The sequence below is a fragment of the Nocardioides phosphati genome, assembly GCF_014646375.1.
In the GTDB taxonomy this organism is placed as follows: Bacteria; Actinomycetota; Actinomycetes; order Propionibacteriales; family Nocardioidaceae; genus Nocardioides; species Nocardioides phosphati.
This window is the reverse complement of sequence record NZ_BMNI01000008.1, coordinates 79,499-103,782: the sequence shown is the minus strand read 5'-3', so window position 1 is coordinate 103,782 and position 24,284 is coordinate 79,499. Positions and strand designations below refer to the sequence as shown.

Sequence of the window (24,284 nt, the reverse complement as noted above, 5' to 3'; positions counted from 1 at the left end):
TCATATCATCGTCCGGTGTCCGTCACCCATCCCCTCGAGCTGCCCGCCGGCGAACGCCGTGTCGCGCCGCTCGTGCGCCTCCTCGCCCGCCACGGCGAGCAGACGGCGCTGACGGGCAACGGCGCCGGATCCGGCCTCTCGTACGCCGACCTGGCCGGCCGCGTCGAGGCCTTCGCCGCCGCGCTCGGCCCGGCTCGCCGGCTGGTGCTCGTCGAGGCGGCCAACGACGCCGACACCCTCGTCGCCTGGCTGGGCGCTGCGGCCGCCGGCTGCCCCGTGCTGCTCACCGGGCCCGGGGCCGCGCGTGACGCGCTCGTGGCGGCGTACGACCCGGACGTGGTGTGGGACGGGTCCGGCCTCGAGGAGCGCCGTGCGACCTCTGCGCACGAGCTCCACCCCGACCTCGCGCTGCTGCTCTCCACCTCCGGCTCGACGGGCTCGCCGAAGCTGGTCCGCCTGAGCCACGACAACCTGCTCTCCAACGCCCGCGCGATCGCCGACTACCTCGGGGTGCGCGCCTCCGACGTCGCTGCGACGACGCTCCCCGTGCACTACTGCTACGGCCTCAGCGTCGTCCACAGCCACCTGGTCGCGGGTGCGACGGTCCACCTGACCGACCGCTCGGTGACCGACGCGGCCTTCTGGGAGGAGGCGCGCGCGGCCGGCGTGACCACGTTCCCCGGCGTGCCGCACACCTTCGAGATGCTCGAGACGCTGGGCTTCACCGGCGCCGAGCTGCCGACGCTGCGCTACCTCACCCAGGCCGGCGGGCGGCTCGCCCCCGAGGCGGTCGAGCGGCACGCGCGGCGCGGCGCCGCGCACGGCTGGGACCTCGTCGTCATGTACGGCGCGACCGAGGCCACCGCGCGGATGGCCTTCCTGCCGCCGCACCTCGCCGAGGCCGCCCCGGAGACGATCGGCATCCCGATCCCCGGCGGCTCGCTCACGGTCGAGCACCGCCCCGACCTGCACGCGGACCCGGAGATCGGCGAGCTGGTCTACCGCGGCGACAACGTGATGCTCGGCTACGCGACGACGCCGGACGACCTCGCGCTGGGCCGCACGGTCCACGAGCTGCGCACCGGCGACCTCGGCCGCCAGCGCGACGACGGCCTCTTCGAGGTGGTCGGCCGCTGCTCCCGCATCGCGAAGGTCTTCGGCCTCCGGGTCGACCTCGACAGGGTCGAGCGGGCCCTGCTCGCCGCCGGCACGGTGGCTGCGGCCGCCGACGGGGGAGACGCCCTCGTCGTCGCGGTCGCCTCGGGTGCTGCTGCGGTCGACACCGCGCGCGTGCGCGACGCGGTGCGTGAGGCGACCGGCCTCCCGCCCGCCGGCGTACGCATCGTCACGCCGGCCGACCTCCCGCGGCTGGCCAGCGGCAAGGTCGACTACCGGTCGATCGCGGCGCTGGGGGCCGCGGACGTCGCCCTGCCCGGCGCCGTGCCCGATGCCGTCACCGGCGCGCACGTCGCCGCGCTCTTCGCCACGTTGCTCGGACGACCCGCCACCGAGGCCGACTCCTTCCGCTCGCTCGGCGGCGACTCCCTGTCGTACGTCGAGGCGTCGCTGCGGCTCGAGGCACTGCTCGGGGGCCTCCCGGGTGACTGGACCTCGCGCAGCGCGGAGGAGCTCGCCGGGCACGCGTCGACCGACCGTGCCCACGCGCGGCCGTCCCGCTGGTTCCGCAGCTCGCGGACCGTCGAGACGACCGTCCTGTTGCGTGCGCTCGCGATCGTCACGATCGTCGGCAGCCACGCCAACCTCTTCGTGCTGCTGGGCGGCGCCCACACGCTCTTCGCCGTGCTCGGCTTCAACTTCTCCCGCTTCCACGCCGACCTGCCGCGCGCCGAGCGGACACGTGCGGTCCTCCGCAGCGCGGCCCGCATCGCAGGCCCCGCCGTGCTCGTGATCGGCATCGTGTCGACGTACAAGGCGGGCGTCGGGTGGAAGCAGGTGCTGCTCCTCAACTGGCTGCTCGGTCCCGACCACTGGGTCAACCCGCAGTGGCGCTACTGGTTCATCGAGGTCGCGCTGCTGCTGATGCTCGCTGCTGCGGCGCTCCTCGCGGTGCCGGCGCTCGACCGGCTCAACCGGCGGCACCCGTTCGGCTTCCCCCTGGCGCTCGTACTGGTCGGGCTGGTGCCGCGCTACGGCCTGCGCGCCTGGCCGGGCGGCGACCTCGACCAGCGCGCGTTCGTGCTCGGCCCGCTCCACCTCGGGGGCGGCGACTACATGCACCGCGCCCAGATCGTCTTCTTCATCTTCGCCCTCGGCTGGGCCGCCGCCCGTGCGGCGTCGACGCGCCAGCGGCTGCTGGTCAGTGCCCTCGCGGCCGGCACGCTCTGGAGCTTCTTCGAGCACGAGCCCGCGCGCGACGCCTACGTGGTCCTCGGCGTGCTCGCGCTGACCTGGCTCCGCGACGTGCGGGTGCCGGCGCGGGTCGTGCCGGTGGTCGGCGCGCTGGCGTCGTCGTCGATGTGGATCTACCTCGTGCACTGGGAGATCTACCCGCACCTGGAGAACCGGATCCCCGTCCTCGCCACCCTGCTCTCGCTCGTCGCCGGCGTCCTCGCCTGGCGGCTGTGGACCCGCGGAGAGGCGGCGCTCAAGCGGCGTGCAGCATGATGGGGGCCGTTATGGACCGCTACGTGCTCACCCTCCGCTGCCCCGACCAGCCCGGCATCATCCGCGCCTTCGCCGAGGGCGTCGTGCAGGCGCAGGGCAACATCGTCGACAACAAGCAGTACTCCGACCCGGACACGGGCACGTTCAGCATGCGCACGGAGTTCGACAGCCCGCTGGCCGACGCCGGGGCGGTGCGGAGCCTGATCGACGAGGCACTGGCGGCGTACGACGTGACGATCACGCTGCGGCCGGAGTCGCAGAGGCGGCGCGTCCTGCTGATGGTGAGCAAGGCGGACCACTGCCTGCTCGACCTCCTCTACCGCTGGGAGAACGGCGAGCTGCCGGTCGACATCCCGGTGATCGTCTCCAACCACACCGACCTGCAGCCGATCGCGGAGCGCCACGGCATCCCGTTCGTGCACGTCCCGGTGACGCGCGAGACGAAGCCGGCGGCCGAGGCGCAGCTGCTTGCGCTCGTCGAGGAGCACGCCGTCGACTTCGTCGTGCTGGCCCGCTACATGCAGGTGCTCTCCGACGACCTCTGCTCGCAGCTGCCCGGCCGGATCATCAACATCCACCACTCGTTCCTGCCCGGCTTCAAGGGTGCGAAGCCCTACCACCAGGCGCACGCGCGGGGCGTGAAGCTGATCGGCGCGACCGCCCACTACGTCACGGCCGACCTCGACGAGGGGCCGATCATCGAGCAGGACGTGACCCGCGTCGACCACGCGTGGACCGCCGACCAGCTCGTCGCCCACGGCCGCGACGTCGAGCGGCTCGTGCTCTCGCGCGCCGTCGCCCGTCACGCCGAGGACCGCGTCCTGATGGTGGGCGTCCGCACGATCGTCTTCGCCTGACCGCAGCCGGCCGCGGGTGGTTGCGGGAATGCCGGCACGGGGTACGTGGTTGTCGCCGCTGGAGCCCCCGCATGTCGCGTCGGGCCCGCCGTCTGCTCGAGGAGGAGGACGCATGACCCGCATCGCGATGGTCAGCATGCACACCTCCCCGCTCGACCAGCCCGGCACCGGTGACGCCGGCGGCATGAACGTCTACGTCCTCGAGCTCTCGCGCCGCCTCGCCGAGCGCGGCATCGGGGTCGACGTCTTCACCCGGGCCACCTCCAGTCGCGCCCCGCAGGTCGTCGAGGTCGGCGACCGGATCCTGGTGCGCAACATCCACGCCGGCCCGTTCGAGGGGCTCGGCAAGGTGGAGCTGCCCGGCCAGATGTGCACCTTCGCCCGCGAGGTCATGCGCGTCGAGGCCTCCGCCCGCCCTGGTCGCTACGCCGCGATCCACTCCCACTACTGGCTCTCCGGCCAGGTCGGCGCGCTCGCGCGCGACCGCTGGGGCGTGCCGCTCGTCCACTCGATGCACACGATGGCGAAGGTCAAGAACGAGTCCCTCGCCGAGGGCGACACCCCCGAGCCGTCGGCCCGCGTCATCGGCGAGGAGCAGGTCGTCGAGTCCGCCGACATGCTGATCGCCAACACCGACATCGAGGCCAAGCAGCTCATCAACCTGTACGACGCGGAGCCCGGCCGCGTCGAGGTCGTCCACCCCGGCGTGGACCTCCACCGCTTCCGCCCCGTCGACAAGGCCGCCGCCCGCGAGGCGCTCGGGCTGCCCGTCGACGCCCACGTGCTGCTCTTCGCCGGCCGGATCCAGCCGCTCAAGGCTCCCGACGTGCTGCTCCGCGCGGTCGCGGTGCTGCTCGCCGAGTCGCCCGCGCTCCGCTCGCGCCTCGTCGTGCCGGTCGTCGGCGGCCCCTCCGGCTCCGGCCTCGAGCACCCCACGGCACTCGCCGACCTCGCGCGCGACCTCCGGATCGACGACGTCGTCCGCTTCGTGCCGCCGGTCCGGCAGGACCAGCTCGCGCTGTGGATGGCGGCGGCCACGCTCGTGGCCGTGCCGAGCTACAACGAGTCCTTCGGGCTCGTCGCGGTCGAGGCGCAGGCGACGGGGACCCCGGTGGTCGCGGCCGACGTCGGCGGGCTCCCGACGGTCGTACGGCAGGGGCACTCGGGGCTCCTCGTGCCGACGCACGAGCCCCGCGACTGGGCCAACGCCCTGCGCCGGGTCATCGAGGACCCCGTCCTCGAGCTGAACCTCGCGATCGGTGCGCGCGAGCAGGCGCGACACTTCTCCTGGGAACGAACCGCGGACCGCACGCTCGAGGTCTATGAGCAGGCGGCCCGCCTGATGCGTGAGGAGCTGGCTGTCGGATGACATCGCCCGCGGAGCTGCCCGACGACCTGTCCGGTCTGGCCAACCAGATCCCCGAGCAGGAGGCCGCCGTCGTGCGCGCCTGGCTCGACGACAACGGCATCGACTACGAGGAGAAGGTCCCCGGCCAGCTCTCCTTCGCGCTGCCCGGCGAGAAGAAGCTGCAGACCCCGGTCCGCCTCGACCTCGGTCCGCACGCGCTCGGCATCCACGCGTTCGTCTGCCGCAACCCCGACGAGAACCACGTCGGCGTCTACCGGTGGCTGCTCGAGAAGAACCTCCGCCTGTACGCCGTGGCGTTCGCGGTCGACAAGGACGGCGACATCTACCTCGACGCGCGGCTGCCGCTGAGCAGCGTGACGACCGACGACCTCGACCGGATCCTCGGCACGGTGCTCAACGTCGCCGACAACTCGTTCAACACGATCCTCGACCTGGGCTTCGCCTCGTCCATCCGCAAGGAGTGGGAGTGGCGGCTCTCGCACGGCGAGTCGACGAAGAACCTCGAGGCGTTCCAGCACCTGCGCCCCGACGCCGGCTGACCGAGGGGCAGCAGCGGCGCCGGGACGCGCGGGGCTCAGAGCCCCATGTCCTTGGCGATGATCGTCTTCATCACCTCGGTCGTGCCGCCGTAGATGCGGTTGACGCGGTTGTCGGCGTACAGCCGGGCGATGGGGTACTCGTTGATGAAGCCGTAGCCGCCGTGGAGCTGCAGGCAGCGGTCGATCACGCGGTGCGCGACCTCGGTGCAGAAGACCTTCGCGGACGCCGCCTCGGCGGGGGTCAGCTCGCCGGCGTCGAGCGCCTCGAGGGCGCGGTCGGCGACGGCCTGGGCGGCGTCGACCTCCGCCTTGCAGGCGGCCAGCTCGAACTTGGTGTTCTGGAACGACGCCACCGTCTTGCCGAAGATCGTGCGCTGCTGGACGTAGTCCTTGGCGAAGCGGACCGCGGCCTCGGCCTGCGCGTAGGCGCCGTGGGCGATGCCCCAGCGCTCCGAGGGCAGGTTGCGACCGAGGTAGGAGAAGCCCTGGTTCTCCTCGCCGAGGAGGTCCTCGACGGGGACCCGGACGTCCTCGAAGGAGAGCTCGGCGGTGTCGGAGGTGCGCAGGCCGAGCTTGTCGAGCTTGCGGCCGACCGTGTAGCCGTCGGAGTGGGCGTCGACGGCGAAGAGCGAGATGCCGAAGCGGCGGTCGTCGTCGCGCGGCGGGCTGGTGCGGGCGCAGACGATCACCCGGTCGGCGAGGACGCCGCCGGTGATGAAGGTCTTGGCGCCGTTGAGCACGTAGTGGTCGCCGTCGCGCTTGGCCGTCGTGCGCATGCCGGCGAGGTCGGAGCCGGCTCCGGGCTCGGTCATCGCGAGTGCCCACATCTCCTCGGCGGAGACGAAGTTCGGCAGGTAGCGCTGCTTCTGCTCCTCGGTCGCGAGCATCTTGATGTACGGCAGGGCGAGCAGCACGTGGACGCCGGAGCCGCCGAAGGTCACGCCCGCGCGGGCGGTCTCCTCGTACTGGATCGCGGTGAACTTGTGGCTCTCGATGCCGGCGCCGCCGTACTCCTCGGGCACCTCGATGCCGAAGATGCCGAGCTCCGCGAGCTTGGTGTAGAGCTCGCGCGGCACGATGCCGGCCTGGAACCACTCGTCGTAGTGGGGCACGACCTCCGCGTCGATGAAGGCGCGAAGGGTCTGGCGGAACGACTCGTGGTCCTCGTCGTAGACGGTGCGGTGCATCGATTTCCTCCGGGGGATGAGGGCTGCGCGTGGAAGTGCCCGCCGGACGCCCGGCGGGACAGGTCTGGTGTAGCACGCCGCGGCTAGGGTGTGGTCCCGACCCCGACCCGAAGTGGAGGACCCGTGGCACCCGCCGAGCCCGTACGCCGCCTCGGTCGGCCGCCCTCGACGGTCGACGGCCGGACCGTGCCCGAGCGCCTCGTGAGCGCCGCGCTGCGGCTCTTCGCCGAGAAGGGGTTCGAGGGCACGTCGGTCCAGGACGTCGTGACCGCGGCCGGGGTCACCAAGGGCGCGATGTACCACTACTTCGGCTCCAAGGAGGACCTCCTCCACGAGATCTACGCCCGCGTGCTGCGGATGCAGATGGAGCGCCTCGAGCGGGTCGCCGCGCAGGACCTCCCGATCGCCGAGCGGGTCCACGCCGCCGCCACCGACGTCGTCGCCACCACGATCGAGAACATCGAGAGCGCGACGATCTTCTTCCGCTCCCTGCACCAGCTCGGCGAGGCCCAGCAGCGCGCCGTACGCCGTGACCGTCGCCGCTACCACGAGCTCTTCCGCTCGATGGTGGTCGCGGGCCAGGAGGCCGGGGCGTTCCGTGCCGAGGTCGACCCCGAGCTCGCTGTCGACTACTTCTTCGGCTCGGTCCACCACCTGCCGATGTGGTGGAACCCGCGGGGGCGGCTCAGTGGCGCCGAGGTCGGACGCTCGTTCGCCGACCTCTTCCTCGCCGGCATCACCGCGGGCTGACTCCGCCCCTTCGGGCAGGCCGTTGACAGCGGACGACGCCGTCCTCCACGCTATACCGACCGGATGGTATGAAAGTCTGGTCATCCGTCGAGGGAACTGAGAGGTTGGGTCACATGAGCATGCGCTTCGAGGGGAAGACCGCGATCGTCACCGGAGCGAGCCGCGGCATCGGCCTGGCCATCGCCGAGCGGCTGGTCACCGAGGGCGCCCGCGTCGTCATCACCGCCCGCAAGAAGGAGGCGCTCGACGAAGCCGTCGCCGCGCTCGGCGGGCCCTCCGTCGCGCTGGGCGTCGCGGGCAAGGCCGACGACGCGGAGCACCAGGCCGACACGGTCCGGCAGGCGATCGCGACCTTCGGCAGCCTCGACATCCTGGTCAACAACACCGGCATCAACCCGGCGTACGGGCCGCTGGTCGACCTGGACCTCGACGTCGCGCGCAAGGTGGTCGAGGTCAACTGCATCGCCGCCGTCGCGTGGGTGCAGCAGGCATGGCGAGCGTGGATGCAGGAGCACGGCGGCGCGATCGTCAACGTCTCCTCGTTCTCGGCCGTCCGGCCTGCTCCCGGCATCGGCTTCTACGGAGCCAGCAAGGCGATGCTCGCCTCGCTCACCGAGCTGATGGCGGTCGAGATGGCGCCGTCGGTCCGGGTCAACGCCGTCGCGCCAGCGGTGGTCAAGACCCGCTTCGCGGAGAAGCTGTACGACGGGCGTGAGGACGCCGTCGCTGCGGGCTACCCGCTCAAGCGACTCGGCGAGCCGGAGGACATCGGCAGCCTCGTCGCGTTCCTGCTGTCGGACGAGGCCTCGTGGCTGACCGGTCAGCTGGTCGTCGCCGACGGCGGCCTCAAGCTGGCCGGGGCGATCGAGTGAGCCACCCCCTGAAGGACAGCGGCGTCGTCGTCACCGGCGCGGCCGGCGGCATCGGCAGGGCGCTCGCCGCCCGCCTGGTCGCCGGGGGCGCGCGGGTCGTCGTCAACGACATCGACGCCGAGCGCCTCGCCGTGACCGCCGCCGAGATCGGCGCCCACGCCGTGCCCGGCGACGCGGCCTCCGAGGCCGGCGTGGCCGCCCTCGTGAAGGCCGCCGAGGAGCACCTCGGGCAGGTCGACGCGTGGTTCGGCAACGCGGGCGTGGTCCGGGGCCTCGGGCTCGACGCGAGCGAGGCCGAGTGGGCCGCCAGCTGGGAGATCAACACGATGGCGCACGTCCGCGCCGCCCGGCTCCTGGTCCCCGGCTGGATCGAGCGCGGCGGCGGTCGCTACGTCGTCACCGCCTCGGCCGCGGGCCTGCTGACGGCGCTGGGCACGGCGACGTACTCGGTGACCAAGCACGGTGCGGTCGCCTTCGCGGAGTGGCTCTCCGCGACCTACCGCCACCAGGGCGTCGTCGTGCAGGCGATCTGCCCGCAGGGCGTCGACACCGCGATGCTCGCCGACAGCGGCCCGATGCGGCCGATCCTCGTCGGCGACGGAGCACGTACGCCGGAGGAGGTCGCCGAGATGACCTGGGCGGCGCTCCAGGACGACCGGTTCCTCGTCCTCCCGCACCCCGAGGCGGGCGACTACTACCGGGCCCGCGTCGCAGACACCGATCGGTGGCTCGGCAGCATGAACAGGCTGCAGCAGGCGATGGACTCCCAGGAGGGTGCTCGATGAAGGCATGGCAGGTGGGCGAGCTCGGCGAGCCCGCGAAGGTGATGCAGCTGGTCGACGTCCCCGACCCCGAGCCGGGGCCGCGGCAGCTCGTCGTCCGCGTCCTGGCGTCGCCGGCGAACTTCCCCGACGCGCTGATGTGCCGTGGGCTCTACCAGGTCAAGCCGGAGCTGCCCTTCACGCCGGGCGTCGAGCTCTGCGGCGAGGTCGTGGCGCTGGGTCCCGACGTGAGCGGGTTCGAGGTCGGTGACCGCGTCGTCGGGGCGTCCGTGCTGCCGCACGGGGGCTTCGCCGAGCTCGCCGTGATGGACGTGGGCCTCACCTTCCCCGCCCCGGCCGTGCTCGACGACGCCGAGGCCGCGAGCCTCTACATCGGCTACCAGACCGGCTGGTTCGGCCTGCACCGTCGCGCGCAGCTGAAGGCGGGCGAGACCCTGCTCGTCCACGCCGCGGCCGGTGGCGTCGGCAGCGCCGCCGTCCAGCTCGGCAAGGCCGCCGGCGCCCGCGTGATCGGCGTCGTCGGAGGCCCGGACAAGGCCGAGGTCGCCCGCAGGCTCGGCGCCGACGTGGTGATCGACCGCCACACCCAGGACTTCGTCGAGGTCGTGAAGGCCGAGACCGGCGGCCGCGGTGCCGACGTCATCTACGACCCGGTCGGCGGTGACACCTACGCCCGCTCGACCAAGTGCATCGCCTTCGAGGGCCGGATCCTCGTGGTCGGCTTCGCCGGTGGCGACATCCAGTCGGCCGCGCTCAACCACGCGCTGGTCAAGAACTACTCGATCGTCGGCCTCCACTGGGGCCTCTACAACCTCTACGACCCGCCCGCCGTCCAGGAGTGCCACCGCGCGCTCACCGAGCTGGCCGACCAGGGCCTGGTCAAGCCGCTCGTCAGCGAGCGGCTCGCCCTCGCCGACGTGGCCGACGGCGTACAGCGTCTCGCCGACGGCGTCACCGTCGGCCGGGTCGTGTACGCCGCAGGGCCGGCGTCGTGAGCGGAGCAGGCCCCGAGCCGCTCGTCGACGCGGTCCTCTTCGACTACGGCGGCGTGATGACCGGCCCCGTGGGCGAGTCGATCCGGGCGTGGCACGCGGCCGACGGCATCGACCCGGCGTCGTTCACGCGGACCCTGAAGCAGTGGCTCTCCCGCACCGTCGACTGGGAGACGCCGATCCACCGCCTCGAGACCGGCGCGATCAGCATCGAGGAGTTCGAGCAGCTCTTCGCCGCCGAGCTGACCACCGTCGAGGGGGAGGTGCCCGAGCCGACGGGCATCCTCGGCCGGATGTTCGCCGAGATGCGGCCCGAAGCCGCGATGTTCGCGCTGGCCGAGGAGCTCCGTGCCTGCGGAGTCCGCGTCGGCCTGCTCTCCAACAGCTGGGGCAACACCTACCCCCGCAAGCGGATCGACACGCTCTTCGACCCGATCGTCATCTCCGGCGAGGTCGGGCTGCGCAAGCCGCAGGCGGCGATCTACGCGCACGCCGTCGCGCGCCTCGGCCTCCCCGCTGACCGCGTCCTCTTCGTCGACGACGCCGAGCCCAACGTCCTCGGCGCCCGCGCCGCCGGCCTCCGGGCCCTCCTCCACACGGATCCGGCCGGCACCCGGGCCGCCCTCGCGGCCCTCGTGCCCGCACTCGCCCCCACCTCCCGAGAGGCACACGCATGACCACCACCGACTCCGCGTCCGGCTCGCCCCGCGGCCTCGACCTGGCGAAGCTCGGCGCCTGGTTCGCCGCGGAGATCCCCGGCGCGGGCTCCTCGCTGAGCGCGACCATGATCGCCGGCGGCAAGTCCAACCTCACGTACGTCGTCTCCGACGGCGCCCAGGAGTGGGTGGTCCGCCGCCCGCCGCTGGGTCACGTGCTCGCGACGGCCCACGACATGTCGCGTGAGTACCGCGTCATGACCGCCCTGCGCGACACCGCCGTGCCGGTACCGCGGACCTTCGGGCTCTGCGCCGACGACAGCGTCCTCGGTGCGCCGTTCTACGTGATGGAGCGGGTGACCGGCACGCCGTACCGGCTCGCCGATGAGCTGGTCGCGCTCGGGCGTGAGCGCACCCGCACGATCTCCGAGCGGCTGGTCGACACCCTCGCCGCCCTGCACGCGGTCGACCCGGTGGCGGTCGGGCTCGGCGACTTCGGCAAGGCCGAGGGCTACCTCGGCCGTCAGGTCGCCCGGTGGAAGAAGCAGATGGACGCGTCGTACTGCCGCGACCTGCCGGCGGCCGACGAGCTCCACGCACTGCTCGCGGCCGACGTGCCGGAGGAGTCCGCGGCGGGCATCGTGCACGGTGACTACCGCCTCGACAACGTCCTCGTCGACGACCACGACCAGTGCACCGCCGTGCTCGACTGGGAGATGGCGACGCTGGGCGACCCGCTCGCTGACCTCGCCCTGATGCTGATGTACCACCGGCTCGGCGAGGCCGACGGCGGCCTCGCGGTCACCAACGCCTCGGCCGCCCCGGGCTTCCTGTCCGAGGAGGAGATCGTCGAGCGTTACGCCCAGGGCAGTGACCGTGACCTGTCCCGTTTCGGGTTTTACCTGGGGCTGGCGGCGTACAAGCTCGCCGCGATCCTCGAGGGCATCCACTTCCGCTTCCTCCAGGGCCAGACGGTCGGGGAGGGCTTTGACACCATCGGCGACGCGATCCATCCGCTTCTCGACGCCGGCCTTGCTGCTATGAAGGAGAACCACTGATGGACTTCGCGTTCGACGCCCGTACCGAGGAGCTCCGCGCCTCGATGCTCGACTTCATGGAGCACCACGTCTACCCGGCGGAGAAGGTCTTCCACGACCAGCTCGAGGAGCTCGACGACCGCTGGGCCTGGGACTCCGCACCGGTCATCGGCGAGCTCCGTGCCGAGGCCCGCAGGCGCGGCCTGTGGAACCTCTTCCTCCCCGGCGAGGAGGGCGGCGGCCTGACCAACGTCCAGTACGCCACGCTCGCCGAGATCTCCGGCCGCAGCATGCACCTGGCGCCCGCCGCGATGAACTGTGCCGCCCCCGACACCGGCAACATGGAGGTGCTCGCGGTCGCCGGCAGCGACGCCCAGAAGAAGAAGTGGCTCGAGCCGCTGCTCAACGGCGAGATCCGCTCGGCGTTCGCGATGACCGAGCCCGACGTGGCCTCGTCCGACGCGACGAACGTCGAGCTCAGCATCGTGCGCGACGGTGACTCCTACGTGCTCAACGGGCGCAAGTGGTGGATCACCGGCGCGATGAACCCCAACGCGAAGATCTTCGTGGTGATGGGCAAGACCGACCCCACGGCCGACCGGCACCGCCAGCAGTCGATGATCCTCGTCGAGCGCGACACCCCCGGCTTCGAGGTGGTCCGCGCGATGCACGTGCTCGGCTACGACGACCACGAGCACGGCGGCCACGCCGAGCTGCGCTTCACCGACGTACGCGTCCCGGCGGAGAACCTCCTGATGGGCGAGGGCGACGGCTTCGCGATCGCGCAGATGCGCCTCGGCCCGGGCCGGATCCACCACTGCATGCGGTCGATCGGCATCGCGGAGCGGGCCGTCGAGCTGATGTGTGAGCGCGCCGACAGCCGCGTCGCGTTCGGCAGGAAGCTCTCGGAGCAGGGCGTCATCCGCGACTGGATCGCCGAGTCGCGGGTCCGGATCGAGCAGCTCCGCCTGCTCTGCCTCAAGGCCGCCTGGCTGATGGACACCCAGGGCAACAAGGCCGCGCACACCGAGATCCAGATGATCAAGATCGCCACGCCAGCGGCGGTCGAGTGGATCCTCGACAAGGCGATCCAGACCCACGGCGCCGGCGGCCTGTCCCAGGACTTCCCCCTGGCCAACATGATCGCCGGCATCCGCACGCTGCGCTTCGCCGACGGTCCCGACGAGGTCCACAAGAACGCCCTCGCCCGTGCCGAGCTCCGGCGCCAGGCGGACCGCCGCGAGGGCCGCTCATGACCACCATCGACACCGTCCGCGGCCCCGTCGACAGCGCCGACCTCGGCGTCACGCTCATGCACGAGCACGTCTTCGTCCTGACCTCCGACGTGCAGGCCAACTACCCGGACGAGTGGGGCTCGGAGGACGCGCGGGTCGCCGACGCCGTCGTGAAGCTGCAGCGCGCCTGGGACGCCGGCGTACGCACGATCGTGGACCCGACCGTGGTGGGGCTGGGGCGCTACCTCCCGCGCATCCAGCGGATCGCCGAGCAGGTGCCGCTCCAGATCGTCGTGGCGACCGGCATGTACACCTACAACGACGTGCCCTGGTTCTTCCACTACCGCGGGCCGGCGCTCGACGAGATGGTCGGCGCGTCGGTGCCCGACCCGATGGTCGACATGTTCGTGGGCGACATCCGCGACGGCATCGCCGGCACGGGCGTCAAGGCCGGCATGCTCAAGTGCGCCATCGACGAGCCGGGGCTGACGCCGGGGGTGGAGCGCGTGATGCGGGCCGTCGCCAAGGCCCACCTGCAGACCGGCGTCCCGATCACCGTGCACACCCACCCCGGCACGCGTGCGGGCCTCCACGTGAAGCGCGTGATGTGCGACGAGGAGGGCGTGGACCCGGGCCGGATCGTGCTCGGGCACAGCGGCGACACCAGCGACTGCGACCACCTCGCCGAGCTGGCCGACGCCGGCTTCGTCCTCGGGATGGACCGCTTCGGCATCAACCTCGAGGTGAGCTTCGAGGACCGCGCCGCCACGCTCCTCGAGATGGTGCGCCGCGGCTACACCGACCGGATGGTCCTCTCGCAGGACGCCAGCTGCCACATCGACTGGGTGGACCCCGGTGTGATGGCCTTCCTGCCGCAGTGGCACTACACGCACCTCTTCGAGGACGTCTTCCCCTACGTGCTCGAGCACGGGATGACCCAGGAGCAGATCGACACGATGCTCGTCGACGTGCCCCGCACGTTCTTCGAGGGGAAGTAGCCGATGGCCGTCACCACCACCCAGGTCCGGCTGGCGTCGCGACCCGTCGCCGAGCCGCTCGACAGCGACTTCGAGATCGTTACCGAGGAGCTCCCCGAGCCTGCGGAGGACCAGGTCGTGCTCCGCACGCTCTACCTCTCGCTCGACCCCTACATGCGCGGCCGGATGAGCGACGCCGAGTCGTACGCCGACCCCGTCCCGCTCGGCGGCGTGATGGTCGGCCAGACCGTCTCCGAGGTCATCGCCTCGCGCTCCGACCGTCGTGCCGTGGGTGACGTCGTGCTCGCCTACACCGGCTGGCAGAGCCACGCCGTGGTCGACGCCCGCATGACGAAGAAGCTCGACCCCGACGCGGCGCCGGTCACGACGGCGCTCGGCGTGCTCGGCATGCCCGGCTTCACGGCGTACGGCGGGCTGCTGGCGATCGGCCAGCCGAAGCCGGGGGAGACCGTGGTCGTCGCGGCGGCCACGGGTCCTGTCGGCTCGGCGGTCGGGCAGATCGCGAAGGCGAAGGGCGCGCGTGCCGTCGGCATCGCCGGTGGCCCGGAGAAGTGCCGGCTGCTGCTCGAGGAGTTCGGCTTCGACGCGGCCGTCGACCATCGCTCACCGACGCTGCGCGACGACCTCGCCGCCGCGACGCCGGACGGCATCGACGTCTACTTCGAGAACGTCGGCGGCCATGTCGCGACCGAGGTGACCCGGCGACTCAACCGCTTCGCGCGGGTGCCGGTCTGCGGCCTGGTCGCGGGCTACAACGGCACCGAGCCGGTGGGCGACCACGACCGGCTGCCCGCGTTCATGCGGCGGGTTCTGACGAAGAGCCTCACGGTGCGCGGCTTCATCCAGGACGAGTTCCTGCCGACCCACGGCGCGGAGTTCCAGCGCGACATGACCGGGTGGATCGCCGACGGCACCGTGCGGTACCTCGAGGACGTCGTCGACGGCCTGGAGAACACGCCGGAGGCGTTCCGCGGGCTGCCGGCGGGGCGCAACGTCGGCAAGCTCCTGGTCAAGGTCGCCGACTGACCTCACCGCAACGACGGCCGGGCGGGCTGCTCCTCCCGAGGAGCGGCCCGTCGGCGCGGGTGCGTCAGAGGTCGAGCTTGTAGCCCAGGCCGCGGACGGTGACGAGGTACTTCGGGTCGGACGGGTCCGGCTCGAGCTTGGCGCGCAGCCGCTTCACGTGGACGTCGAGGGTCTTGGTGTCGCCGACGTAGTCGGAGCCCCAGACCCGGTCGATCAGCTGGCCACGGGTGAGCACGCGGCCGGGGTTGCGCAGGAACATCTCGAGGAGCTCGAACTCCTTGAGCGGCAGCCGGGTGTCGACGCCGTCGACGGTCACGACGTGGCGCTCGACGTCCATGCGAACCGGGCCGGCCTCGAGCGTCTGCGGGGCGAGGTCGCCGGTGTCGCTGCCGCGGCGGAGGACCGCGCGGATCCGGGCGACCAGCTCGCGCGGGGAGTACGGCTTGGTGACGTAGTCGTCGGCGCCGAGCTCGAGGCCGACCACCTTGTCGACCTCGTCGTCCTTGGCGCTCACCATGATCACGGGGACCGAGGAGGTCTGCCGGATCTGGCGGCACACCTCGGTGCCGGGCAGGCCGGGGAGCATGAGGTCGAGCAGGACGATGTCGGCACCGTTGCGGTCGAACTCGGTCAGCGCGTCGTTGCCGTTGGTGGCGACCGCGACCTCGAACCCCTCCTTGCGCAGCATGTACGTCAGGGCGTCGATGTAGCTCTCTTCGTCCTCGACGACGAGTACGCGGGTCATGAGCTCTCCTCCTGGTGGGGGATGAAACGGGGAAGGGTCAGGGTGAAGGTCGATCCCTCGCCCTCGACGGACCAGACCTTGATCTCGCCGCCGTGGGTGGCGGCGACGTGCTTGACGATGGAGAGGCCGAGGCCGGTGCCGCCGGTGGAGCGGTGGCGGGCGGGGTCGACGCGGTAGAACCGCTCGAAGATCCGGTCGAGGTCGCCGGCGGGGATGCCGATGCCCTGGTCGGTGACGGCGATCTCGAGGGTCTCGTCGAGGCCACGCACGGCGACCGCGACGGAGGAGCCCTCGCGCGAGTAGTGGACGGCGTTCGCGACGAGGTTGCTGACCGCGACGGTCAGCTGGTCCTTGCTGCCGTTGAGGAGGAGACCGGTGTCGCCCCCGCTGACCACGGCGATGCCCTTGGCCTGGGCGTCGATGGCGCTGGTGTCGACGGCGACCGCGACGATCTCGTCGACGGCGACCGGCTCGGGCTGGGCGACGGGCTCGTCGCCCTGGAGCCGCGAGAGGTCGATGATCTGCTGGACCAGGTGGCTGAGCCGGTCGCTCTCCTTGAGCATCCGGCCCGCGAACCGCTCGACCGCCTCCGGGTCGTCGGACGCGTCGTGGACCGCCTCGCTGAGCAGCCGGATGGCGCCGACCGGGGTCTTGAGCTCGTGGCTGACGTTCGCGACGAAGTCGCGGCGGATCGAGTCGACGCGGCGCTCGCGGGTGCGGTCCTCGAGGAGGGCGAGGACCAGGCGCGAGCCGAGCGGTGCGACGCGGGCGGTGACGTGGCGGACCTGGCCGCGGGTGCCCATCGCGAGCTCGAACTCCGCCTCGCGGATCTGGCCGTCGCGCCGCACCTGGCGGATCAGCGCGGCCAGGGCGTCGTCGCGGATCCCGCTGCCGTGCACCAGCCCGAAGGCGTACGCCGGCGCGCTCGCGCGCAGCACCACGTCCTGGTCGTCGACGACGACGGCGCTCTGCCGCAGGACGGAGAGGACCGAGGTGATGCCGGGCGGTACGGCCGGCGCGGGGGTCTCGGGCTCGCGGTTGAGGATCCGGTCGCTGTAGTGCCACGCGAGGGTGGCGCCTCCGCCGACGGCAAGGCCTGCGGCAGCGGCGATCGTCGCCTGCAGCAGGTCGGTGGTCACGCCGCGATCGTACGCACTCCGTCATCCTGTGTTGCCCGTCTGGACGCCTCCCGGCAAGAATTCGCCGGCCGTTCACCGGTCGGCCCCAAGTCGTCACCCGGCTTCCCTACGGTGGCCGGATGCGCCACCACTTCTCCGAGCAGCTCGACGTCGTCTTCGACGACCTCGCTGGTCTCGCCGCCTCTGTCCAGACCGCCGTACGCCGTGCCACCGAGGCCCTCGTCAACGCGGACGGCCCGCTTGCCGAGGGCGTGATCAGCGGCGATGCCGACATCGACGCGCGCCGCGACCGCACGGAGGAGAAGTGCTTCCGCATCCTGTCGCTGCAGCAGCCGGTCGCCGGTGACCTGCGCACGGTCGTCGCCGCGCTCCGCATGGGCACCGAGCTCGAGCGTGCCGGTGACCTGGCCACCCACGTCGCCAAGGTCGCCCGCATGCGGGTGCCCGGCCACGCCGTGCCCGACGACCTCGCGCCCGTCGTGGCGCGCATGGCGGAGATCGCCGTCGAGATGATGGGCAGCTGTGGCGAGATCATCGCCGGGCGCGACGTCGCCGGGCTGGTCGCCCTCGGCGCCCTCGACGACGAGATGGACGAGCTGCGCGCCCGCACCCTCACGGCGCTCGTGGACGGCGACGGCCGCCACGGCGTCGAGGCTGTCATCGACCTCGCCCTGATCAGCCGCTACTACGAGCGGATCGGCGACCACGCGGTCTCCGTCGCCAAACGCGTCGCGTACGTCGTCACCGGCGAGCGCCCCTGACCCGCCGCCCGCACCCACGGCGAAGGGCCCCTCTCCCGCGGTGGGAGAGGGGCCCTTCGGCGTACGGCGGGTGGGTCAGCGACCCTGGTTGGCGACCGCGGCGGCAGCGGCGGCAGCAGCCTCGGGGTCGAGGTACTCACCACCGGCGACGAGCGGCGTGAGCGACTCGTCGAGGCGGTAGACCAGCGGCTGCGCGGTCGGGATGTTGAGCGCGGCGATGTCCTCGTCGGAGATGCCGTCGAGGTGCTTCACCAGCGCGCGCAGCGAGTTGCCGTGGGCGGTGACGAGGACGGTCTTGCCGGCCTTGAGGTCGGGCACGATCTCGCCCTCCCAGTAGGGGACCAGACGCTCGACGACGTCCTTGAGGCACTCGGTGCGCGGGACGTCGATGTCGGCGTAGCGGACGTCGTCGGCCTGCGAGAACTCCGAGCTGTCGTCGAGCTCCGGCGGCGGGACGTCGTACGAACGGCGCCACAGCTGGAACTGCTCCTCGCCGAACTTCTGCAGGGTCTCCTTCTTGTTCTTGCCCTGCAGGGCGCCGTAGTGGCGCTCGTTGAGCCGCCAGTCGCGCTTGACCGGGATCCAGTGGCGGTCGGCGGTGTCGAGCGCGAGGTTGGCGGTGTTGATCGCGCGGCGCAGCAGCGAGGTGTGGACGATGTCCGGGAGGACGCCGGCCTCCTTGAGCAGCGTGCCGCCGTTGACGGCCTCGGCGCGACCCTTGTCGGTCAGGTTGACGTCGACCCAGCCCGTGGAGAGGTTGAGCGCGTTCCACTCGCTCTCGCCGTGGCGGAGCAGGACGAGCGTGTACGTCATCAGTTGCCGTCGCCCTCGGTGGAGCTCGACTCGTGGCTGTTCTTCTGCATCTCCTCGACGGTCTCGCCGTGCATCGGCACAGCCGCGTCGGGGGCGCCGTTCTGCCCGGCCCACTGGCCGCCCTCGGAGTTGTGGACGACCGGGACGCCGAGCGTCACCGCGCCGGCGTTGGCGAAGTCGAACTCGACGTCGACGACGTCACCGAGCGAGAAGTTGCCGGTCACCGGGATGCCGCCGACACCGTTGGGGATGTCGACCGTGCTGGTCGCCAGGGTGACGTGGCCACCCGGCGCGATCGCGACGGGCTTCTTGAGCATGCCCGTGACGTCGCCGGAGACACCGGTGAGCTTGTCGGTGACGTCCTTCGTGGAGCCCACGGCGTCGACCTTGTTGTTGACGACCGTGAACACGAGGGTGCCCTTGCCCGGCTGGTCGTCGTTGGCCACGATCACGGCGTCGAGCACGTCGACCGCGGCGTCGCGGTGGTTCGTGCCGGCGGCCGGCGTGTAGATGTGGTCGGTCGCCTGCTCCGTGCAGGAGGCGAGCGCCGGGGCGGCGAGAAGGAGCGCGCCGGCGCCGAGGAGGCGCGCGGTCCGGTTGCTGATCAGCATCTATGAGGCCTTCGTCAAAGTCGTCAGTGCGGGCTAAGAGTAGCGTCAGCGGGCCACGCCGAGGGTCGCGCCCGTGATGAGAATGCCCACTCCGAGCAGCCCCGTCCACACACCGGCCACGAGCAGCAGCCTCGGAGCGCCCGTGCGGAGGGCCAGCAGGAGCGGGAAGTGGCGGATTCCGTCGGCGTTGTCGGCGACCAGGCCGGGCAGTGCGACGAGCACGTGGACGCCCAGGCCGAGCAGCGCGGCGAGGATCGTGATGAGGATGCCGGGCGGGTCGCCGCCCTCGGTGCCGTGCGCGCCGCCGTACGACAGGAAGGCGGGCCAGAGCGCGAAGCTGAGCATCCACGGCACGAAGGAGAACCGGGTCCGGCGCAGCACGCCGGAGTTGGTCAGCATTGCGATGCCCAGGATGAAGAGGTGGGTCGCGCCGGCGATCACGCCGTTGGCCACCGACAGGGGTACGACGAGGAGCACCGCGATCGTGAGGGCGAACCACACGGTGCCGTGGTCGACGACGCCCTGGGCGATCGGCTTGCCCGGGAAGCCGTGGCGGCGGTCGCGCTGCACGTCGATGAGGTCGTTGTGCCAGCCGAGGATCACCTGGCCGGTCAGCACCGTGGCCAGCACGAGCGCGACCTGCGCGAGGGGGCGGCCGTCGATCGCCGCGCCCACCGCGACGAAGAGCGCGGTCAGGGCGGCCTGCCGCGGGTGGCTGGCCCGGAAGAGGCTGACCGGGAGGCTGCGGGCGAGGTCGGCGCGCGCAGGCAGCCGCAGCCGGCGTACGGCGGGGCCGGGCCGGGCGGAGGCGGTGCGCTTGCGGGGGAGCCGGATCGACTTGGCGGACATGCGGCCCAGTATTCACCGACGAGGCCCTCCCGGTGGGCTCCGTCACGCCGGACCGGCCGATCGGGGGACATCGCGTCCGGAACCGATAACCGTCCGGCCGAACCGCACACCTGTTCGGAACCGGGGTCCCACCACAGGGGTCACAGATCTGTCAAGCCTTCATTGCCGTCCTGACCTGCACAAACACACGAAAGGGGTGCTCGCGACACGTGTTAGACTAGTCACCTAGGAAGGGGTACCTGACATATGACTTTCACCGTCGGCGAAACGGTTGTCTACCCGAATCACGGGGCGGCCGTCATCGAGGACATCGAGTACCGCACCATCAAGGGTGAAGAGCGGCAGTACCTGGTTCTCCGCATCGTGGCGCAGCAGGACCTCGTGGTCCGTGTTCCCGCGTGCAACCTGGACCTGGTCGGCGTGCGCGACGTCGTGGACAAGGAAGGCCTGGACCGGGTCTTCGGCATCCTGCGTGCGGCCCACGTCGAGGAGCCGACCAACTGGTCGCGCCGCTACAAGGCCAACCTGGAGAAGCTGCACTCCGGCGACGTCATGAAGGTGTCCGAGGTCGTCCGCGACCTGTGGCGCCGTGAGCGCGACCGCGGCCTGTCGGCCGGCGAGAAGCGGATGCTGGCCAAGGCGCGCCAGATCCTCGTCTCCGAGCTCGCGCTCTGCGAGAACACCAACGAGGACAAGGCCGAGGCCCTGCTCGACGAGGTGCTCGCGTCCTGATCCCGCTCCACTGAGCGCATCAACAGCTGAGCGTTCGAAGGCCCCCGGCTCTTGCCGGGGGCCTTCGGCATTTCCGGCACCTCGCCGCCGCGGCGCCGGGCCGTCGCCGCCCCGATCGCACGACCTCACACCCTCCGGCGTACGCCGCTCACGCGCGCGGCCGCGGCAGATGGCGCTGCGGTGACGGGGCGTTTTCCTCGCCGAAACACCGCGCAACCCGATCGTCACGCACGGGCCGTGAGGCGGTGCGTTCATGTTGACGCCGCGCAGGACCTTTGTGAATTGATTCGCAATGTCCGGTTGCGACGCTCCTCGCATCCGATGGCAACCATCGGCAGGTCCGACCCCTGGTCCACGCGACGTCAGCGCCGACGCGGCGTACGCCAGGGGCATTCCGCAAGGAGAACTGCAGTGACGATCACCGACACCGGCGCCCAGAGCGCCACCGTGACCGCCAAGGGCGGCACCTGGATCGAGGACTGGCGTCCCGAGGACGCGGCGTTCTGGGAGGGCGGCGGCAAGGCCATCGCCAAGCGCAACCTCCTCTGGTCGATCTTCGCCGAGCACCTCGGCTTCTCGGTCTGGCTGCTGTGGAGCGTCAGCGCTGCCCTGCTCGCCAAGCAGGGCTTCGTCTTCACGCCGCAGCAGCTCTTCTTCCTGGTCGCCGTGCCGAACCTCGTCGGCTCGCTGATCCGGATCCCCTACACGTTCGCCGTGGGCAAGTTCGGCGGCCGCAACTGGACCGTGGTCAGCGCGCTCCTGCTGCTGATCCCGACGGTCCTCTACGTGGTCGCGGTGCAGAACCCCGACACCCCGTTCTGGGCGTTCATGCTGATCGCCGCGACGGCCGGCTTCGGTGGCGGCAACTTCGCCTCCTCGATGGCCAACATCAACTTCTTCTACCCGGCTGCGGAGAAGGGCAAGGCCCTCGGTCTCAACGCCGCCGGCGGCAACATCGGCGTCGCGATCATCCAGTTCTTCCTGCCGATCATCGTCGGCGCGGGCGGCGCTTTCGGCCTCTTCAAGCTGGCCACCAAGATGGTCGACGGCAAGAAGGTCCCGGACGTCCACCTCGAGTACGCCGGCTTCCTCTACATCGCCCTGGCGGTCATCGCCGCCGGTGCCGCGTTCTTCTTCATGAACAACCTGCGTGAGGCCAAGTCGTCGCCGAAGGACCTCCTCCCGGTCCTGAAGCAGAAGCACACCTGGGTGATGTCGTTCCTCTACATCGGCACCTTCGGCTCGTTCATCGGCTACTCGGCCGCGATGCCCCTGCTGATCAAGATCAACTTCTTCCGCCAGCCGGTCCCGACCGCCGAGCCGCTCGGCATCAACTTCGTCTACTACGCGTTCCTCGGCGCGCTCGTCGGCTCCGTCGCCCGCCCCGTGGGCGGCATCCTGGCCGACAAGTTCGGTGGCGCGAAGGTCACGCTCTACACGTTCGTCGCGATGATCCTCGGCACGCTCGGCATCTTCTGGTCGCTCACGCAGCTCACGCCCGTCCCGGTCCCGCCGGCTGACGTGCTCGCCGGCTGGGTCGCCGACCCGAGCACCTTCCCGGGCTACAAGCCGGCCGTGGTCGCGGCGGTCAACGAGAACAAGCACCACTTCGCGCTCTTCCTCGGCTTCTTCCTCTTCGTCTTCGCCGCCACCGGCATCGGCAACGGCTCGACGTACCGGATGATCCCGCTCATCCAGAAGCACCACGCGGTCGAGGCGACCGAGGAGGGCACGCCGGAGCGTCACGTGGCGCTGCTCAGGGCGACGAAGCAGGCCTCGGGTGTCATCGGCATCGCCGGCGCCATCGGTGCCATCGGTGGCTTCCTGATCCCGATCACGTTCGGCTCGCCGTGGGTCACCGACCCGGTCGCGGCCTGCAAGACGGCGTTCCTGATCTTCACCGCCTTCTACGCGGTGTGCCTGGTCGTCACCTGGTTCAACTACATCCGCAAGGGCGGCAGCTCGCTCGGCCACGCCGACATCTGACCTGCCTCCACCGGCTCGCTCGCCGAGCCACCCCAGACGCCGTACGCCGCCGGGCCCAGCTCCCCGGCGGCGTACGGCACCTTTGGGCGGGTGGGAAAAGGTTGTCACCTGCCCGAAACATGGGGGAACGGCGGCGAAATCCGGCACACCTAGCGTGAACAGCGATACCCGACTCGAGGAGCTGGCTCGATGACCCCCACGCTTGTTGCACCACCGCACGTCCCCGCCACCGCGCCCGCCGGCGGCACCTGGATCGACGAGTGGCACCCGGAGGACGACGCCTACTGGGAGGGTGTCGGCCGCGCGGTCGCCCGCCGCAACCTGCTCTGCTCGATCTTCGCCGAGCACGTCGGCTTCTCGGTCTGGCTCCTCTTCTCGGTCCTCGCGGCCTACCTCCCGTTCGCGGGCTTCGACTTCTCGACCTCCCAGCTCTTCCTCCTGGTTGCGCTGCCGAACCTCGTCGGCGCGCTGCTCCGCCTGCCCTACACGTTCCTCCTGGGGCGCTTCGGCGGTCGCAACTGGGCGACGGTGAAGACCTCGCTGCTGCTCCTGCCGACGCTCTCTTTCGCCTTCTTCGTGCAGCGGCCCGAGACGCCGTACGCCGTCTTCGTGGGGATCGCGCTCCTCGTCGGCCTCGGTGGCGGCGGCTTCGCCTCCTCGATGGCGAACATCAACTTCTTCTACCCCGCCTCGGCCAAGGGCCTCGCGCTGGGCCTCAACGCCGCCGGCGGCAACCTCGGCGGCGCGGTCATGCAGTTCTTCGTGCCGATGGTCGTCGGCGCCGGCGGCCTCTTCGGCCTGGTCAAGGGTGGGCACCTCCACCTGCAGGCCGCGGCCTACCTCTACGCCGCGCTCGCCGCCGTCTCGGCGCTCTGCGCCTTCCGGTTCATGAACAACCTGCGCGCGGCGAAGTCGAGCCCCAAGGCGGTGCTCGCCCTCTTCGGCCACCGGCACACCTGGGTGATGGCGCTGCTCTACATCGGCACCTTCGGCTCCTTCATCGGGTACGCCGCCGCCATGCCGCTGTTGATCCGGCTCAACTTCGCGGTGATCCACCCCGAGACGGGCCAGGTCACCGGCATCCACTTCGCGTACTTCGCCTTCATCGGCGCCCTGGTCGGTGCGCTCTTCCGCCCGGTCGGCGGCTGGCTCGCCGACCGGTTCGGTGGCGCGCGGGTCACGCTGTGGGCCTTCGGTGCGATGATCCTCGGCACGCTGGGCGTCCTCGCGACGCTCGCCCAGGTCACGCCCAACCCGGCCAAGGACCCCGCGGTGGCGCTCGGCAACGAGCACCTCTTCGTGTGGTTCCTGCTGAGCTTCACCTTCATCTTCGCCGCGACGGGCGTCGGCAACGGGTCGACGTACCGGATGATCCCGCTGATCTGGCGGCACAAGCACACCGCTGACGCGGAGACGTCCGAGGAGCACGAGGCCGGTGTCGTCCGCGCGACGAAGGAGGCGAGCGCCGTCATCGGCATCGCCGGTGCCGTCGGTGCCCTCGGTGGCTTCCTGATCCCGATGGCGTTCGGTGCGCCGTGGGTGGCGGACCCGTTCGCCGCGGTGCGCACGGCGTTCGTCGTCTTCGCCGGCTACTACGTCTTCTGCCTGGGCCTGACGTGGTTCGAGTTCACGCGCAAGCACCTCTTCACCGACCGCATTCCGAGCCTGGCCCACGCCCGCATCTGACACAGTCGGGCCTGCCCGCTGCCCGTCGAGGAGATCC

The 24,284-nt window shown here is 71.3% G+C and carries 23 protein-coding genes; 17 read left to right on the top strand and 6 right to left on the bottom strand.

The window, feature by feature from the left end:
* Positions 1-15 precede the first annotated feature (15 nt).
* The 4 genes from IEX47_RS14420 to IEX47_RS14405 all read left to right on the top strand — a co-directional run bounded on the left by IEX47_RS14420 (position 16) and on the right by IEX47_RS14405 (position 5,390).
* Entirely contained in the window at positions 16-2,625 is a 2,610-nt protein-coding gene (locus IEX47_RS14420; RefSeq protein WP_229662900.1) for an AMP-binding protein, read from the top strand.
* Positions 2,622-3,482 carry a formyltetrahydrofolate deformylase gene (gene purU / locus IEX47_RS14415; protein WP_229662899.1) on the top strand — a complete coding sequence of 287 codons (861 nt, stop codon included), beginning with the start codon at positions 2,622-2,624 and terminating at the stop codon, positions 3,480-3,482. The genes IEX47_RS14420 and purU overlap by 4 nt, the downstream gene beginning before the upstream one ends.
* Positions 3,483-3,594: 112 nt before the next feature.
* The gene (gene mshA, locus IEX47_RS14410; RefSeq protein ID WP_188784706.1) at positions 3,595-4,851 is read left to right on the top strand and encodes a D-inositol-3-phosphate glycosyltransferase; all 1,257 of its coding nucleotides are present in this window, start codon (positions 3,595-3,597) and stop codon (positions 4,849-4,851) included.
* Entirely contained in the window at positions 4,848-5,390 is a 543-nt protein-coding gene (locus IEX47_RS14405; RefSeq protein ID WP_188784705.1) for a type III secretion system chaperone family protein, read from the top strand. The genes mshA and IEX47_RS14405 overlap by 4 nt, the downstream gene beginning before the upstream one ends.
* Positions 5,391-5,425: 35 nt before the next feature.
* Here the strand turns inward: IEX47_RS14405 and IEX47_RS14400 are convergent, their stop codons facing one another.
* Positions 5,426-6,577 (bottom strand): acyl-CoA dehydrogenase family protein, encoded by a 1,152-nt coding sequence (locus IEX47_RS14400; RefSeq protein WP_188784704.1) that lies wholly within the window; start codon positions 6,575-6,577, stop codon positions 5,426-5,428.
* Between the two features lie 123 nt (positions 6,578-6,700).
* On the opposite strand from IEX47_RS14400, the gene IEX47_RS14395 reads away from it, so the two are divergent.
* The 9 genes from IEX47_RS14395 to curA all read left to right on the top strand — a co-directional run bounded on the left by IEX47_RS14395 (position 6,701) and on the right by curA (position 14,925).
* Positions 6,701-7,327 carry a TetR/AcrR family transcriptional regulator gene (locus tag IEX47_RS14395; protein WP_229662898.1) on the top strand — a complete coding sequence of 209 codons (627 nt, stop codon included), beginning with the start codon at positions 6,701-6,703 and terminating at the stop codon, positions 7,325-7,327.
* Between the two features lie 113 nt (positions 7,328-7,440).
* Positions 7,441-8,199 (top strand): SDR family oxidoreductase, encoded by a 759-nt coding sequence (locus IEX47_RS14390; protein ID WP_188784703.1) that lies wholly within the window; start codon positions 7,441-7,443, stop codon positions 8,197-8,199.
* Complete coding sequence (locus tag IEX47_RS14385) at positions 8,196-8,984, top strand: SDR family oxidoreductase (protein ID WP_188784702.1); 789 nt, start codon at positions 8,196-8,198, stop codon at positions 8,982-8,984. Before IEX47_RS14390 ends, IEX47_RS14385 begins: the two co-directional genes overlap by 4 nt.
* Positions 8,981-9,976 carry an NADPH:quinone oxidoreductase family protein gene (locus IEX47_RS14380; protein WP_188784701.1) on the top strand — a complete coding sequence of 332 codons (996 nt, stop codon included), beginning with the start codon at positions 8,981-8,983 and terminating at the stop codon, positions 9,974-9,976. Before IEX47_RS14385 ends, IEX47_RS14380 begins: the two co-directional genes overlap by 4 nt.
* Entirely contained in the window at positions 9,973-10,650 is a 678-nt protein-coding gene (locus IEX47_RS14375) for an HAD family hydrolase (protein ID WP_229662897.1), read from the top strand. The genes IEX47_RS14380 and IEX47_RS14375 overlap by 4 nt, the downstream gene beginning before the upstream one ends.
* The gene (locus IEX47_RS14370) at positions 10,647-11,687 is read left to right on the top strand and encodes a phosphotransferase family protein (RefSeq protein WP_188784700.1); all 1,041 of its coding nucleotides are present in this window, start codon (positions 10,647-10,649) and stop codon (positions 11,685-11,687) included. Before IEX47_RS14375 ends, IEX47_RS14370 begins: the two co-directional genes overlap by 4 nt.
* Positions 11,687-12,922 carry an acyl-CoA dehydrogenase family protein gene (locus IEX47_RS14365; RefSeq protein WP_188784699.1) on the top strand — a complete coding sequence of 412 codons (1,236 nt, stop codon included), beginning with the start codon at positions 11,687-11,689 and terminating at the stop codon, positions 12,920-12,922. The genes IEX47_RS14370 and IEX47_RS14365 overlap by 1 nt, the downstream gene beginning before the upstream one ends.
* Positions 12,919-13,899, top strand: a complete 981-nt coding sequence (locus IEX47_RS14360; RefSeq protein ID WP_188784698.1) for a phosphotriesterase family protein — start codon at positions 12,919-12,921, stop codon at positions 13,897-13,899. Before IEX47_RS14365 ends, IEX47_RS14360 begins: the two co-directional genes overlap by 4 nt.
* A 3-nt stretch (positions 13,900-13,902) precedes the next feature.
* The gene (gene curA, locus IEX47_RS14355) at positions 13,903-14,925 is read left to right on the top strand and encodes an NADPH-dependent curcumin/dihydrocurcumin reductase (RefSeq protein ID WP_188784697.1); all 1,023 of its coding nucleotides are present in this window, start codon (positions 13,903-13,905) and stop codon (positions 14,923-14,925) included.
* Positions 14,926-14,989: 64 nt separating this feature from the next.
* Here the strand turns inward: curA and IEX47_RS14350 are convergent, their stop codons facing one another.
* Both IEX47_RS14350 and IEX47_RS14345 read right to left on the bottom strand, forming a co-directional pair.
* Positions 14,990-15,670, bottom strand: a complete 681-nt coding sequence (locus IEX47_RS14350) for a response regulator (protein ID WP_188784696.1) — start codon at positions 15,668-15,670, stop codon at positions 14,990-14,992.
* On the bottom strand, positions 15,667-16,809 hold the full coding sequence (locus IEX47_RS14345) for a sensor histidine kinase (protein ID WP_229662896.1): 1,143 nt from the start codon (positions 16,807-16,809) through the stop codon (positions 15,667-15,669). The genes IEX47_RS14350 and IEX47_RS14345 overlap by 4 nt, the downstream gene beginning before the upstream one ends.
* Before the next feature lie 119 nt (positions 16,810-16,928).
* Here IEX47_RS14345 and phoU point away from each other — a divergent pair, with 119 nt between their 5' ends.
* Positions 16,929-17,570 carry a phosphate signaling complex protein PhoU gene (gene phoU, locus IEX47_RS14340; RefSeq protein ID WP_188784695.1) on the top strand — a complete coding sequence of 214 codons (642 nt, stop codon included), beginning with the start codon at positions 16,929-16,931 and terminating at the stop codon, positions 17,568-17,570.
* Positions 17,571-17,645: 75 nt separating this feature from the next.
* On the opposite strand, the gene IEX47_RS14335 is transcribed toward phoU, so the two are convergent.
* Genes IEX47_RS14335 through IEX47_RS14325 form a run of 3 tightly spaced genes read right to left on the bottom strand, consistent with a single transcriptional unit; the run spans position 17,646 to position 19,843 of the window.
* Positions 17,646-18,383 carry a phosphoglyceromutase gene (locus IEX47_RS14335; protein WP_188784694.1) on the bottom strand — a complete coding sequence of 246 codons (738 nt, stop codon included), beginning with the start codon at positions 18,381-18,383 and terminating at the stop codon, positions 17,646-17,648.
* A complete protein-coding gene (locus IEX47_RS14330; protein ID WP_188784693.1) occupies positions 18,383-18,994 on the bottom strand; it encodes a hypothetical protein in 612 nt (203 codons plus the stop codon). Before IEX47_RS14330 ends, IEX47_RS14335 begins: the two co-directional genes overlap by 1 nt.
* Before the next feature lie 45 nt (positions 18,995-19,039).
* Positions 19,040-19,843, bottom strand: coding sequence for a UbiA prenyltransferase family protein (locus IEX47_RS14325; protein WP_188784692.1), 804 nt, complete (start codon positions 19,841-19,843; stop codon positions 19,040-19,042).
* A gap of 246 nt (positions 19,844-20,089) precedes the next feature.
* Between IEX47_RS14325 and IEX47_RS14320 the strand changes: the two genes are divergently transcribed.
* From IEX47_RS14320 to IEX47_RS14310, 3 genes are all read left to right on the top strand, one after another.
* Positions 20,090-20,575, top strand: coding sequence for a CarD family transcriptional regulator (locus IEX47_RS14320; RefSeq protein WP_188784691.1), 486 nt, complete (start codon positions 20,090-20,092; stop codon positions 20,573-20,575).
* A 411-nt stretch (positions 20,576-20,986) separates the two neighbouring features.
* Positions 20,987-22,561, top strand: a complete 1,575-nt coding sequence (locus IEX47_RS14315) for an MFS transporter (protein WP_229662895.1) — start codon at positions 20,987-20,989, stop codon at positions 22,559-22,561.
* Between the two features lie 189 nt (positions 22,562-22,750).
* Positions 22,751-24,247 carry an MFS transporter gene (locus IEX47_RS14310; protein ID WP_188784689.1) on the top strand — a complete coding sequence of 499 codons (1,497 nt, stop codon included), beginning with the start codon at positions 22,751-22,753 and terminating at the stop codon, positions 24,245-24,247.
* The last annotated feature ends 37 nt before the right edge of the window (positions 24,248-24,284 follow it).